We start from the raw sequence: 15,739 nt of genomic DNA on the forward strand, positions 1-15,739 counted from the left end.
TTAGGCAACAACTACATGATGTTTTTTGTTGCATAGAAAACTTCAGAAAATGCACGGAGGGGAAGACAATGATTGACGCAGCACCACGGCAGCCGGGAGCGCAGGAAGAGGTTCTTGAGCATCTTGGATTAAGTAAAAATGAAGGCAAGGTCTATCTGACGTTGCTTGAACTGGGCACCTGCAACGTAGGAAAAATTGCAGAAAAAAGCAAACTCTACCGGCCCAATATTTACGACGCGCTTGAGCGGCTGAAACGGAAGGGGCTCGCCAATTATGTGAACATTGAAAACAAAAAGCAGTATCAGGCATCAGACCCGTCACATCTGATGAATCTTCTCGAACAAAAAGAAACACTACTCAAGAGCATCATGCCGCAGCTCATGCTGAACCACAAGCTCGCAAGCCAGCGGGTTGAAGTGCAGATATTTGAGGGCATTCCTGCCATCAGAAACATGACGCGCCGCTTCGTCGACAAAAAAGAAGAGATAGTATGTTTTGGCATCCCGAAAATAGTCACGGAACTTAATGGTGTTGAATTCCACAACAACTTGCACGTGCGGCGCATTGAAAACAAGACCAAGATGTGGCATATCTATAATGTTGACGGCCGTGAACGTGCAAAACATCTCGCCACGCTGCCGTACACCAACTGCAAGGTATTTCCATACAATAATCCAGTCAATACGCGTGTCTGTGGAGACGAAGTTGCCATTGTTAATTACTCGGCAGAGCCAGCACTCCTGATTCTGATAAAAAATGAGCAGATGGCAAAAGCGTACAAGGATTACTTCTGGCTGTTGTGGGAACAGGCACAAGAACCGTAAAGAGGAAAGAGAAAGAATGAAAGAGAGACAATGGAAAAAGAAGAAATAAAAAAGGAATGAAAAAATGACACTCATTGATGTCGCAATTGTTGGCGGAGGCATTGGTGGATTGTGCACAGCCACTGCGCTTGTCGAACGGGGATATGAAAACATCGCCGTGTTTGAAAAAGAAAGAAACAGTTTTGAAGGGCAGTCCGGCCATAATTCTGGCGTCATTCACTCTGGTGCATATTATGAACCCGGCTCACTTAAAGCACGGCTTTGCGTCGAGGGAAACCGGCGCATGTATGAAACGTGCGCACGCTATAGCGTTGCGCACCGGCGCACTGGAAAACTTGTCGTGGCGACGCGGACAGACCAGTTTGGAGCGCTTGAAGAATTGTCGAAAACCGCGCGGGAAAATGGCGTGTCCGGATCTATTGATGGAGAAAAGATGCGCATGCTAACCGCGGATGAAATACAAGAATATGAGCCAAATATTCGCGCAAAGGCAGCACTGTATGTTCCATCAACGGGAATTTTTGATGCAGTTGAATATTGCACGAAGATGAAACAGCGCGCTGAAAAAGATGAAAAGACGGTATTTTATGGAGCAGAAGTCATGAATATTGAAGCGCATGACAACTGGTTTAACCTGCGCATACAGTACCGCGATGGCACAACAGATACCGTGCGATCCCGCTTTTTAGTGAACGCCGCCGGCGTGCATGCCGACGATATTGGCCGAATGATACATCCAGAATTTCCATACACTTTCGTTCCTCAGCGTGGGGAATATTTCAGTTTCAGAAGCGGAAAGCGGCCGGAACTGCACATGAAGGGCCACTGCGTGTACCCAGTACCATTACTTGCTGACGATGGAAAAATGGTGAGCTTGGGCATTCATCTCACGCCGACGTTTGATGGCGACAAGATGTTGGTGGGGCCAACTGCGACTCTTATTCAGGACAAAAAAAAAGATACACAAGAGTTTGAGCCCCGTTCGTTGTTTTTTGAGCGGGTTCAGCCATTTTTACCCGGCCTTCAGGAAGAAGATCTTGCACAGGACCAATTTGGCATCACCATGCGCATCTTTACGCTTCCCTACAACCGCGTCACTGATTTCGTGATTGAGCCAGACCATTATTTTCCGCACGCAATCCATATGATCATGCCATCCCCGGGTTTTACATCGGCAGAGCCAGCAGGAGAATATACTGCTGATTTGGTTGATGAGATGAACAAGTAAAACAATGGAAAAAAATAGAGAAAAAGAAAAAAACAAACGAGCAGTAGCAACCTAGACATGGAAGTAGTAGCCAGCAAGACACTAAAGGCTTTTTAAAGAGTTTATAAAATGGGTTATAAAAAGAGGGTAGGTAGTTAGCAGAATAACGTCGTTTATAAATAAACAGCTAAAAATACAGCGATACAAAGGTATAAATAGTAACTGATTACTCCACAAAAAGTAGGGGGGCACACATGGGGGGCATGGATACGTTGGACCTTGACGAACGCGCCAGCCAGACGTATAGCGTATTCTTTTTGGGCCCGGGGTATTTAGCACGCGAAACAGCACAGGTGCTCATCACCAAATCTGCAGAAAGAAAAAGAAATGCTAGAGGGGAGATAGATGTGCCGACGATTGGAGAGATACAATTCTATGGGAGAAACAGAAATGTGCTTGATAGGGAGATACGCACATTACGGGGAAAAATAACGCCAATCGAATTAGAGACAAGAATAACGACGCCGCTGGACTATCTTCCTCAAGGAGACATAGAAGCATGGAAAAAACAGTGGAGTAACAAAGCGATTGTTGAAGCAGTTATCAAACAACAGCCGGATGTAACAGTCATAACAATCAGGAGCGATACAGAAGACCAATTACGAAAACAGGGCCTGCTCACCGACCGGTTTGCACGTGCTGGCCACAATATTCCTGAACTCGAAGCATATGCTCCTTTCTTCAAAGAGTATAAAGGTGTTGTGCTGGTGGTAACAAATCCGCCGGACATATGCGCCCAAGCATTCTGCGCAGCAGCAGGCATGGATCCTGAAAAAGTCATTGGGTTCAATGAGATTGATTCGCTCTCATTGCGAAGGTATCTTTTCACCGATGGGCCAATTTTTACTGAAACTGATTTTACTGGCACTCCGCTTGAGGGGCCAGGGAAAAAAGAGGAGCGGCAACGCTTTTTAGATATTGTCGGTGTTGGCTTGGAAAAACTCGGCGTCCGGAAGAGAGAAATGTACGCGAATATCGGAGCGCTCGCTTTTGGCGCGCATGGTGAAGACCTCGCGCCAGTGATTTCTGGCTTGAAACCTGAACAAATCGAAGCAGTACAAAAGTTCTTTGAACGACAGGGCATAACCGGTGAAAAAAATATTCTTGAAAGCATACGCACCGCCGTTGGCAGCGGCATACGCAGATATTACACTGACATAAATGAACGGTCTCATGATGTGCCCGGAGTCATCGCAGAACTGGTTGATGCTATTGGACTCGTTGCGGCGACACGAAAGAATTTGAGAGAACAAAAAGGAAACAACGCGTACGCGCTTGTGCCGCCAACAGCGTCAGTATATATACAGCCAAGCAATAATCCAGTAAAAACATGGTTTGGCTTTCCTGTTGACATCCGGTATGACCATGCACGAGGAGTGGTGGTAGCGCCCATAAACAGCTGGAAGAGAGAAGATGGAGACGCTGTTGAGCCGTCAGACGCAGAAAAAGCGATGGTGGGTGAAGCGTATGGAAGATACGCGATTAAAGTAGAAGAATTTACCCGGAAAACAAAAAGAGGAAAAGGATTAGGCATTGAAACGCCGTCTGACCGCGCTGAGAAAATGCCGATACCTCCTTCGCCAGAAAAAAGAGTTTTATTAATTGCACAGCCAGATCAAAGTGATCTCCAGAACACGGTTATTTCTTGGTATGATACAACAACGAATGAGCCAGTACCAAATACAAAAGGCCAACCAACAAGGATAGTACTGCCGAATGTAGGGTACCGAGGCGTAAAGGCGGTGAACGAACACACCATTGCAGAAAGACTCTATGTAGTGGCAGGCCATCAAGCTGGCCTTGAGGTCATTTCAGAACAAGGAGAGATGTTCCACATCGGCATTTCATCATTGAGCAGAAAGCCCGCGCGGGTTGATTCAACCGTAGTGCTTGATGATATTCTTATCGCTGCAAAAAAAGATACCTGCCTGCATTTGGTTGATGGCACAAAAGATCCCCAGCACTGGAACGCCAGAGAATGCGCGCCGCACGACACTGAACAGGCATACCGGCTACGGGCATATCAAGACGGCGTATTGTTTCTTCAGGATGGCGCAGTAAAAAGGCTGCAGATTTCGAAAAAAAATGATGGGACGTACCGTTCTGAAATCACCACGCTTATTCAGCCGAGCGAAGGGCAGATAGTCGCGTATGATGTTGATCCCGCGACAGGAACCGTGTATGCAGCAACGGACACAGGGAAGGATACAGGGAACAGAATGAGTATGTATGTTCACCAAGGAAAAAAAGCCCGCCGGTTGGCAACTGAATTGTCCCGCCTGCGAGAGATGTCATGTTCAGTTGATGGCGAAGGAAGAAGCCAGATAGCGATAACAACGTCGAATAACACATACTGCCTTGATGCAGAAAATATTGGACACTTACTCGTACGGTCAGAAGACGTAGGAAAACGGCACTGCAGTGAGTCCGGCACGCGTATTGCGCTTGCTGGAGAAACAGGGCAGTGTTATATTGTAACAAGAGAAAAAAAAGTAATGGTGTGGAGAACAGAAGAACATAATGGCGTGCGTGTGCTTGCAGAAAATTGCACCGCGCTTCAGCTTGTATAAGGTGAAACTATGGCAAAAAAAACACTCGTAGTGAATATGATTTCTGAATACACATTTGATGACGAGAGAGGAACACCCGGGGCATATAGTGAAGTGTATCCAGATGCGCAAGATGCAAACCGCAAAAGAGTTGCACTCAAACTGGTAGGGGAGAGAAAAACATATCTACGAACTGAATTTCTTGACGCTGGAAACAAAAATATGCAGATACAACATCCTCATTTTCTCACACCTGAGGTTGTTGGACAAGGAACAATTGATGAAAAAAATGTAGCGTATTGGGTTATGAAACCGGGAGATATGACTCTTGAAGCATTCCTTGACGAGAGAATACCCCCCGAAGCAGGCGAACAAAAAATACAGGAAAGAGTGTCGGATACTGAATGGGTCAAAGACACATATTATTTTCTGCTGAACGCACTCCAAGTCGTAAGAAAAATAGAAGAGAGCGGAGTAATTGAGCCATGGAATATGGATGTTAAAGAAAGAAACATCATTATAATGGATAAGAGTAAAGGGCTTCGCTCATTTATGATTGCAGACCCGGTACCTCTTGAAGAAACAACAACACATGCAGGGGATTTTGCGCGGGCAAAAAGAGGGAAGAGCAACATCGGATTTGATGCGGTTATGAAAAGCGCGTATCGGATGATGACGGGATATTACTATCCGGTTTTATCAGACAAAATACCAGACCATGTAAAAGACTTGAACACCAACGTTTCACCGGATGTGCTGGCGGTGATGAATTCATATTTCAGAAGCGCCAAGCAAGTAAACGCCACAACCATTGACGAATGTGTAGGCAAGCTTGTTGACGCCATAGAGAAAACAACCTCTTCAAGATATGCAAAGGACATTCCTTATTTCAAGGTTGAAAAAACCGAAAAAGATGGATGCACGGTCTATCAGGTTTTTGAGCCGGTTGCCTATTTTGACCATAAGGTAGAAGGGATAACAAAGGGAGACTATGCGGGTGACCCGGTTACAGCACAGGAAAGAATACTTCGGCAAAAACAGGAAATAACAGAAGTACAGACTGAGCTCAGCAGGAAAGACCGTCTTCTCCCCGACCAAAAAAGAGAGATAGAGGAAAAGGGACAAAGGGCTCTTCTTAGATTAACAGAATCTTATACAACGCAGATTAAAGGAAGAATAGAAGAACTGCGTGATGAGGCAAAGCGTAGGTCAGAAGCAGCACAAGCTGAATACACCGCATTAGAACAGGCATGCGCTCGAGAAGTGTAACCGTGCGGGCATATAGAAGGTAGGGGGCGAACAGCACATGACGCTGATTGTAGCATCAACCGCAGGCGACAAGAAACAGCTCTCTGCTCTTCAGAACTTGTTTGCTTTTGCAACTGTTGAAGAACGAGAGCGGCTCATCGCTGAAGAAGACCTGCCGCTGGTTTATGTTATTCAGGAAACAACGATTCTTGACCCGGAAAAGCCGCTACAGAAAAAAGCGTTCCCTGTCCTTCTCCAAGAAGGAGCAGAGAGTGAAAACTGGCCGCACACGGTTTTTTCGGTTCGCGCAGCGGCGTATCAGCACAAAAGATATGCATTCGCTTTTTCACGCATTGGCGCAGATGTAATTGAGATTGATGGAATTGATGATGCTGAACAACTTGCGGTGCGCCATATGCGGCAATTTCCATTTGAGAGAAGACAACGAAAAAAATCAACCCGTGGTGAGATTGAAATTCAGGAACGAGGCGGAGATTTAGAGGTGTGCGTAGCAACGTATTATGATTTGGCAAATGAGCCAGCTATTCAAGCAAGTGCACGAGACAATCGACAGTATGTTAATGGCCAGCTGTTTCGCGCCCAGCTTGGCTGGGACGACAACCGAACTCTTGAGCAAACAGCTACCCAAACCCACGGAGTGATAGCGGCAACACGAAATGTTTCAGGCAGGGATGAGCGGATGTTTATTGGGAACACCAATCTTGGCTCACGGACGTTTGTCGAGCAAAGAAGCGGAGCGTCGATAAGAACTGAATCATCAGCTCTCCAGGAAACAGTCATTGGATTTGACCGGTATGTCGCTGCAGCTATTGGCGGGAGTTATTTTGGGTATACTGACAACCGTGCATTTTTTCACCTTCATTTGAGAAATGAGCAAGGTACGCCGCGATATCCGTACCTGGGAAAAACACCAGCGTACGGAACACTCGACCAACAACGCACCTCCACCCGTCTGCCGCTTCCTGCAACATCGCTTGTTTTTGTTGAAGGGTATAAAGAAAAAGATGAAAGCGGACGTTCGACCGGGCAGGCTAAAGACTATGTTATTCTCGGCCTTCAAAACAGCCAAGGGCGGCTGCTGGTCTTTGAAATAGATCCTGAACTTAAGGAAGAGCGCACCATTGAAAAAATAAGGAGGGATGGCGAAGGAACGATAGTGTTAGCGCCGCCGTACCTGACAAAAAGAAGTATGTTCTACACACCAAATGGCGCACACGAAGGAATAGAAGATAGGTCGGTACGCAACCTGAAAACGCTCCCGATAGGAGATAGGCAGTATGTGCACTATTCTGTTGGAAAAAAGATCGTGGTTGTTGAATTAGATGACATTTTGAAAAACAGGGCCGAACGGGCTATGGCAATTGCTGAATTAAAACATGACATTGTGTCCATGGATATTATGCGAACCTAAGTGAACCAAGTGAACCACATGGTACTACCTGAAGTGTATATCAGAAATTTCCCCGTGAGCGGAGAGGATGAGGCACTCCACTATGAAGAGAGTGATCTGGGAATATTTCTTGTAGCTGATGGGCTGACGGGATACCACGGCGCCAACGCGAGCAATACAGCCACTGATTTTATGCGACAAAATCTCAAACTGAGAAAAGCACAGATAACCAACACACCCGGCGAGTATGAAAGAATACGAAAAGAGCTGCTGATTGATTTGTTAGGTGTGGTGAATAAGAAGCTTCATGAAGAGGAAAAGGGAACAACAATTGACGCGCTTATTGCAAAAGGAATGACGGCGCATTTCGCCCATGTGGGAGACGGACGAATATATGTCGCAAAACAGGATGGAACCGTAACCCAGCTGACTGAAGATGAAAGCGTACGAAAAGATGAATTTTCATCAGACCGGAGCGCGCCAAAAAATTTTCTTGGAAAAGAGCCAGAATTGAAAATAAAACAGTGCCAAACAATTTCGCTTGATGGTGTACGGTATCTTTTGTTAACAACCGATGGATTGTTTAACGCAGTTCTTGATGAAGAAGTGCGTGCAGCGCTGAAGCATGATCATCCGCTCACCACAATAAATGAGTTAGAAGCGTTGCTTCGTGAACCACAAAAAAAACTCGACCTTCTCATGCAAAAACGGCCGGAGTTTGCCGCAGAAGTGAGAAAAATAGTCGAGAGCAGCACATGGAGCGGGCCTGAAATAGAAGAAGCACGCAAACGGGCACATGAGGGTATGAGAATTATTGAGCCAGCGCGCGCATATATGGAAAAAGATGATGGATTTAAAGATGCGATCAGGTCAGCGCTCGTGCCGCTGATGGACAAAGATGACACTACGTTTATGCTTGTTGATTTCAGCAGCGCGACACAACGGCTGATGCAGTCGGAAACACACGCAAGAGAAGAGGTAGATGAAAGAAACGTTGCACTTCGCCGGATATATGTTGACACTTTTAGCAGACAACCGTCAGATGCGATGCGACCAGAGCAGTACGCAGAAGACATTGTCGATGGAACAAGAAGCGCAATCAGCGCCAAGGAACAAGAGGGGCAAAGAGCACTCCAAGAAACGCAGGAAACGCACCGGAGAGAAATAGCTGAAAAGGACAAAAAAATAGGTGAGGATGAAAGAACAATCGATGATTTGACAACAAAGGTTGGAAAAGCACGCAGCGCATTGGTTGGCGTATATGAACGAATAACAGGAAAGAACAGAGAAACCGTAGAAAAACGCACGCCGGAATACATTGGAAAAGAGGCAGTGCGGGCATATGATGAAACAAAAAAAGGACAAGAAGAAGAAATAAGCGGACTAAAAGGGCGATTAACCGCACTATACAAAAATCTGAGAACAACCATACAAGAAATTACTGGCAGCGAAATTTCTGCGGAAGATGTTGAAAAAAAGGCAACGTCCCTTATCTCTGGCCTGATTCAAACATACCGGAAAAAAGTTGTAGGTGAAACAGAGCCATTAAATCGGCAAATAAGAGAGTTGCAGGGCAGTGATTCCACAAGCGCAGAAACAATACGGCAGCGCGATGAAGATATACGAAGACTTACCAAACATCAAGAACAGACACAAGCAAGAATGAATGGCCTTGCAGAAGAAATCAGAAGGCAGTATAACATTCTCTTTGAGCCCAAGGTTGCCCAAGAAGTTGTTGATAAAGATCCTTCACATTATTTTGGCGATGTGGTTGAAAAAGTCAATGAACTGAAGCGGGCAGAAGAAGAAAGAAGTATAGATCTCATAGAACGGCTCTATGCCCGACTGGAAATTCCGGTGGATGAGAGCATAACAAGTACGAGCAGACAAAGGCACATTGAAACGATTCTCAAGAATATTGGCACTTTAAAACAGAAAAAGAATGAGATTTATGAAAAGTACCAAATGGTATTAGTGACACTTGAACAGAGAGAGAGGAGAATACAGAGTTTAGAAGGTGCCCTCGGAACTCTTTTTTCACACATAAAAGATACCTGCGACGCAGTTGGATTGGAAACAGATGAACAGGTATTTCAAGCACGGGCGCATGAGTATCTGCAACAAATTGGTAGAGCAGGAAGAGAACAAAAAGCGAGAATAAAAAAATTGGAAGATGAGGTAACGAAGATAAAAAAAACAAGAGAGTATAGAGTAGGACGCTGGCAAAAAATACTGGTTGGCGCAACAACGGCAACAGCGGTTATCCTCGGCGGACTCTTTGCTGCAGACCGATATTATGGAACTCACGGCACTGCAATAAAAGAATCCGAACCAAAACCGCAGTACGCAGCAGACATCCAAAAAGAGTGCGACAAAGCAGAGAGGGCAATAGGGAGGTATATAGCAGTGGATGAATGCAAAGCTCCGCCGACAAAAGAAGCGCTGGAAGCGATACAACAAAAAGAAAAAAGAGCGGCGCTGACAAATATCGCGGCCCTGCAAATACAAAAAGGGTATTTTGGAACAAAAGAAAAGCCGCTGTACTGTGTGAAGGATGAACGAACAGGAAAAGTAGTGATAATCACTGAAGAAGGAGAAAAGGGCAAAACAGAAAATAGAAGGAAAGACATTGATAATGTGCAAAATTGTGAAGCATTTAAAAGAGAATATAGCTGGATTGAAGTCGCTGTAACAGATGAAGATGAAGGAACAAACGGAGGAGTAGATCTGAAGAGTATCGCAGGGATAGAGGCATTTATCGTTAATGATACAATATACCGAAGACAAGCCGATGCGTTTGTTGCCGCTGATGGAACACAACTTTCTTGGAAAGCGGAAGACCGAGTACGTTATTCCTACAGCGCAATTCCGCTGGAAATACGAACGATGAACGGCATCGCACGAATGGATGACGATGGACGCATTGAGATTACAAAAGAAGGCCAGCAGATGCTTCCACAGGACCTGTTCACGTTTTTATGCCTGCGAATAATCGAAGAAAAAGAAGGAGATGAGAAAAGAGCGATTCAAACAGAAGATGGGAAAGGAGGATATTATTATCAGAGTATAGAAAACGGCAAGCTCACCTATAGACCAGTAACTCTTAAAGGAATAAAATTGATACTCGGACAAAAAGATAGTCCACAATGCAACGCCGGTCTTCCTCGTGAAGAGCCGACACTGACAACACCACCAATAACATCCGCACCAGCACCAGTATCGCAGCCAACTCCATCTGCGACTGTCGAAACACCAAAAAAGGAATCTCCGAAACCAAAACCAGTTGATTTAAACGGAAAACGCTTAGTCGATGTACGTGCAGGAGAAGATAACAAGTGTTTCTTTGATGCTGATGGGAAACTGTATTTTAAACATGAAAGTGGCTCGTGGTGGGATATAAATGAGTGGTATGTATTGGCAACTGCAAATAAGCCGGCAAATTCTGTGCCAACGTACTGCGGCGTTCCTTTGAGCGAGTTCATACACATCGGGGCACAGGTTAAGTGTGGAAGAAATAGTGAAGTAGACATAATCAGCATCCCCCTGGGATATGCCTCACGATATGTTGGTGATACAGAGCCTGGCCACAGAAATGATGGTGTATATCGAATAAAGGGAAAAGCAAAAATGGTCGTGTATGATGTTATAACAAAACCAACAACAAAGGATACCGAATGGCATGATTGTCAAACAGGACCATCAAAGCAACAACCAGATACACCAAACAAAGAAGCAAAAAAAACAGTGGAGAATCTTGCAAACCTGCATGGACTATGTGTGAGGTATATTCCAAAAGGAGGAGAAGAGATTACTACATACCGATCGACAGATATCACGGTTAGAAATTTTAATACAAGCGGACTATATTTGATAGATACAGAAAATAACCGCGTCACTCAACGCCAGATTGATCTCAAAGAAGGAAACCCCGGACCGGTAATAAACTGCCCCTTTGAACTAAAAATTGATGTGGTGCTTGGCCCATGAGAATCGAACTATCTTTAAACAGCAGAAGGTACCAGTTTGATGAGAAAGGAAAACAGCAGAAATTAAGCTACACGTTTGATGGTATTGACGTACAAACAAGAAAAGGAGTCATACTCAAAATTCCAAACCCACAAAACGCAGGGCCGCTTGCGGAACATTTTATAGAAAATGCTGTCACGGTTGAAGAAAAAATAGAGGCGTATGAAAAAGAGAAGGGAATAGAAGTACCTGGCCTTCCTCGCGTTCTTTTTCGCGGAGACTTGGGAAATGAGCGTGGACGTGGAATCGTCAGCGAAAAAGTTGGCGATAGCGATTTAGAAGAAAAAATTAAGCAGGAAAAAATACTGCCTATTGACAAAGCACTCGGAATGTACATCCAGCTTCTTGACATTATTGATGTTCTTGCGCAGTGCGGCATTGTGCATTGTGATATAACACCCGATAACATACGGGTCACCAATGACCTCGACCAACTGTTCCTGATAGATTTTGGAATTGCACGAAAGGATAACACTCCAATCACGGTGTTTTACAATGGCACCCCGTATGTGCCGGAATGCAGTATTCCCCCTGACCGCGAAGGAAAATATACCAATGTGCAAAATTTGTTTATGAACAACAGGTATATTCCACGAAAAGGCAACGGAGACGGAGGATCTGCAGTAACCAAAGACACCAAAACACACTCGGGCATTGATGTTGCCATGGCAACGGGGATGCTATATTATGCAGTAACCGGAGAAGTGTATGATGGAAGAAAAATAACAATTGGTAATCCGGACATTTTGCGTGAGCTGCCACTACCAAAAAAGGAAGCAAAAAATCCACTTGTTAAACTGTTAGAGGATGGATTTGAAGAGGTTAACGGATTCCATGGAGTGCAGGATCTGCGCCAACGCGCAGAAGAACTGAAGGAAGAGCTTACAAAAGAAGCAAACGCAAAAAAACTTGACTTTTTTTATAGGTACAAAAGTGATATACACTTTCACCCGAATCCAAACAGTGACTGTAGTTATGAAGAACTGCGAAAAAGCATAGAGCTTGCTGCAAAGCATAAAGATACCGATCGTGCAGAACGGGCATTTTATGCGGTGATGGAGAAGATTGGTGAAGATATAAAAACTGATGAAGACCGGCTTGAGAAGATAATCACCGAATATGATACAAGGAGAGCCAATCCCGTACTGCTCCCTGATTTCGTTGGCCCGCAAAGAGAACTTGAAAACATACGGACTGTTCTTTCTGGCACCGGTGTTTCTGGTGATGGCAAAAAGATAGAATTGGGCGAGACACAACGAAGGATTACCCAAGGAAAAAGTAATGTTGAATTATTGAGAGGGTTTATGCTTTTTGAAGGAAGGTATCAGCCGCTCTATGGTGAGCTTGTTGCTGCAAAAGCAGAAGCACTGCAACAAAATGATGAAGCACACACAGAAGCGAAGCGCCTTGAGGAACGTTTGGTTGCTGCAGTGGAACGGAAGGAAGATATCGGCACAGAAATTCCTGCCATAACTGGAGCAATAAAGAGATTAGATGATGCACAAAAATTGCTTGCAGCAGGAGAGAGTAAATACAAGATATGCAATGGCCAGCTTGAAAACGAGCAAAGCAGGGTACAGGGAAAAAGTAACAACGCCGTATTGAAAGGCCTTCTTGAACAAAAATTAGCTGGTTATGACGCGCAAATACATGATATAGGTTTAGATGCAGGAGATTTGTGGAGTGCCAAATTAGCAATGAATGGCATTGCAGCCAAAAAAATAACTACGCTCAAAACATTCGTTGAATTTGATACCGCCTATCGCGCTGAACATACCGGCGTGGTTGAGAAAAGCAAAGAAGTGGGAGGAGCGCTGCGGAGAGTATGGACTGCCATTGCAGATATTGAAACGCTGGTTGGAACAGAGGTGTCTGCAGACAAAATGCTGATTAAAATTGATGGTGCAGTACAGGCGATTGGAGAAACGGCAGCGTCACTGCAAGAATTTGCAAAACACTATGGCGCCTGTGGAAAGAAAATTCGTGAAATACACGAAGAAACACAAGACAGTGGAAAATATCAACGAATAAAAAGAGTAGTTGAGTCCCGCATTAAAGAATATGCAGATGAGCTGCTCACTGCCGCAGAACGAGTGCACTATCTCCCAAGACATTCCACCAAAGAAGTAGTTGACGTGCTCAACCGGAAACAAGATGAGTTAAAAACGCTGAAAGAATATTATGCACTCACCGGAAAAAAAGCAGACTATGAAAGAACAATAAAAACAGGAGAGGTAGAAACTATCAGAGAGAAAGCAGAACGCCTTCGTAAAGCATACGACAAGATGAGACAAGAACTTAATGGCCAACAGGTGCCACACGCCCCCTCTTCCCCGTATGTTGCTGCTGTTTTGAGAAGGTCAAATCAAGCGAATGCGTCGATTGTGAGCGTGGTGTATGAAACAATTACGCAGCTTGAGAAAGACCAAGAGCTTGCCAAGAAATGGGACGAGAGAATAGGGACTCAAGAACCACCAAGCCACCCTAACGACCGCGCTATAGACCGATGTAGGGGAAAGAGAGAATACAAAGTTCTTCGAGCAAAACTCGACGCATTTGAAGGAGAAATAGTGGATGACACCAGTTTAGTCGGGGCTCGTTATAAAAAACAAATTGAAGAGATGCAAGGGAAAATAAGCCAGTGGGTTGATGAAGCACGAGTGAAAGAAAGTGCCGCCGACACAGTTGTCGGCTGGTTTGTTTGAACAATGGTGAAATAAAATGAGCGCAACCAAAACAAGGATAGCGGAACATGCAACAGTCGCGAAGTTAGCAGACCTCCTCGGAACAGAGCCAACAAACACGGCGGGAATTGTTACGTCTGTTTTTGCACTGAAAGAAGAAGTTGAGGGCAGAAGTGAGGGTAAAAGGTATCTTCCCGCAGGACACCAAGATGTGTATAGTGACATTACCTATTTTGCCGGATATTTGGATACTATCTGCAGGAATACAAGCAAAACCGGCAGTGTTGACGAAACACTTGACGAAGTTCTTGCACGAGTGACTGCGTGGAGAGAATATGTTATTCAAAAATATAATCCGAAAGAACCGAAAAAAGAAGTATCAGTACGTAGAGTGCCGCCGCCTCTTCCCGAACACACAAAAAGTGTTGCAGCTGATGCACAACCAAGAAGTATTGATACTATTGCCGCATCAAAAGAACAAGAGACCGCAAGAGAAATGAGAAGTGAGACATTCATTTTAAAAAAAACATACGCCGCCATTGCGGATGCTGTCTTTGAGTTTTTCAGGCCGACACGAACGCCATGGTACCACCGTACTGACCGGCTGGTTGCAGCTGGAGTTGCATCGGCACTTGTTCTTGGCGCAGGAGCACTGCTAACGAGAAAATATGCTCATCATCAAGAAACAGTTCCCACGATTAGCGCACCCGATGTACCGGTCTATGTACCGCCACCAACGCAGGTACCACCAGACCTACCAGTGATAACTGCAGGAGAAGGTGAAGGAGAAACCCCGCCACCAATAGTTATTGTTGACACTCCAAAAACACCAGCAGTTCCGCTGATAGATGTAGTGATTGATACCATCAAACCGCTCCTGCTAAAACCAGTTCCGCCAACACCACCAAAACCTCAAATAGAGCCAAAAATAAGGGACAGAATTCCACTGGACGAAGCAGTATCAGTTGGCAAGTGTTATCTTCTTGACAAGGGCGGCAGCGATGTTGAAAAGAAGTATGATGCAGTATTTGTATTTGACAAGCAGTTTGAGAAGTTTGAACCAGGAAAACGGTATTTCATTATCGGAAAAACCGTTTCAAGAAGTGCAACAGTAGTTACTGGCCAATTGAGTGAAATCACCTGCAAAGAGCCAGGAATGGCAACATTAGACGCCATCATCGCAGCAAAAGAAGCGCGGCCAAAGCCTGTGCAACTAAGCAGGGTAGATAACAACGGAACATGTTATCTTCTCGGCGCCAAATACGCAATCGAATTTGTGAATCCGCCAAAAGGATTTCAGCCGGGCACAGGATATGCGATTTCATCGTACTCACCATTTGTTGTTCAACCAAAAGAGATTCCCGGATGGGAACAACAGAAGAAAAGGGAGATTCCATGCGACGGCCTCACGGCATCGCTGCCAGTGAAAGAGTATTATGGCTTTGGAAAGTGTGTCACACTCACGCTTGCAAACGGAAAAATAGCAGCTGGCTTTATTTTTGGAGAAACATTGAGGGAACATGGGTTTTTCAAGGGAGTAAAATATCTTGTCGGGACACAAGGAAGAAACAAAGCGGATTATATTACCCACACACCTGTTGCAAAAAATACCCCTGCAAAAGAAGCGTGGGAATGCGGATATGCCGAACGCAAGGAATTGCCAAACGTAACTGAAGACCAAGAAAATCTCGGCAGAGTTCATCAGGTCCAGCCGATGAAAGGGAACTAAC

General features: G+C 45.0%; 8 protein-coding genes. All 8 read left to right on the top strand.

Annotated features, from left to right (window positions below):
• The first annotated feature begins 68 nt into the window (after positions 1-68).
• The 8 genes from Q7R76_00755 to Q7R76_00790 all read left to right on the top strand — a co-directional run bounded on the left by Q7R76_00755 (position 69) and on the right by Q7R76_00790 (position 15,738).
• A complete protein-coding gene (locus Q7R76_00755) occupies positions 69-824 on the top strand; it encodes a helix-turn-helix domain-containing protein (protein ID MDO8642108.1) in 756 nt (251 codons plus the stop codon).
• A 64-nt stretch (positions 825-888) separates the two neighbouring features.
• A complete protein-coding gene (locus Q7R76_00760; protein ID MDO8642109.1) occupies positions 889-2,052 on the top strand; it encodes an FAD-dependent oxidoreductase in 1,164 nt (387 codons plus the stop codon).
• A 233-nt stretch (positions 2,053-2,285) separates the two neighbouring features.
• Positions 2,286-4,661, top strand: coding sequence for a hypothetical protein (locus Q7R76_00765; GenBank protein ID MDO8642110.1), 2,376 nt, complete (start codon positions 2,286-2,288; stop codon positions 4,659-4,661).
• Positions 4,662-4,670: 9 nt separating this feature from the next.
• Positions 4,671-5,909, top strand: a complete 1,239-nt coding sequence (locus Q7R76_00770) for a hypothetical protein (protein ID MDO8642111.1) — start codon at positions 4,671-4,673, stop codon at positions 5,907-5,909.
• A gap of 37 nt (positions 5,910-5,946) precedes the next feature.
• Positions 5,947-7,320 (top strand): hypothetical protein, encoded by a 1,374-nt coding sequence (locus tag Q7R76_00775; protein ID MDO8642112.1) that lies wholly within the window; start codon positions 5,947-5,949, stop codon positions 7,318-7,320.
• 18 nt (positions 7,321-7,338) lie between these two features.
• Positions 7,339-11,286: a protein phosphatase 2C domain-containing protein gene (locus Q7R76_00780; GenBank protein ID MDO8642113.1), complete on the top strand. Its 3,948-nt coding sequence runs from the start codon at positions 7,339-7,341 to the stop codon at positions 11,284-11,286.
• Positions 11,283-14,030, top strand: coding sequence for a hypothetical protein (locus Q7R76_00785; protein ID MDO8642114.1), 2,748 nt, complete (start codon positions 11,283-11,285; stop codon positions 14,028-14,030). Before Q7R76_00780 ends, Q7R76_00785 begins: the two co-directional genes overlap by 4 nt.
• Before the next feature lie 16 nt (positions 14,031-14,046).
• Entirely contained in the window at positions 14,047-15,738 is a 1,692-nt protein-coding gene (locus Q7R76_00790; protein ID MDO8642115.1) for a hypothetical protein, read from the top strand.
• The last annotated feature ends 1 nt before the right edge of the window (position 15,739 follow it).

The sequence above is a fragment of the Candidatus Woesearchaeota archaeon genome (assembly GCA_030651375.1).
Classification (GTDB): Archaea; Nanobdellota; Nanobdellia; order Woesearchaeales; family UBA12501; genus JAUSFM01.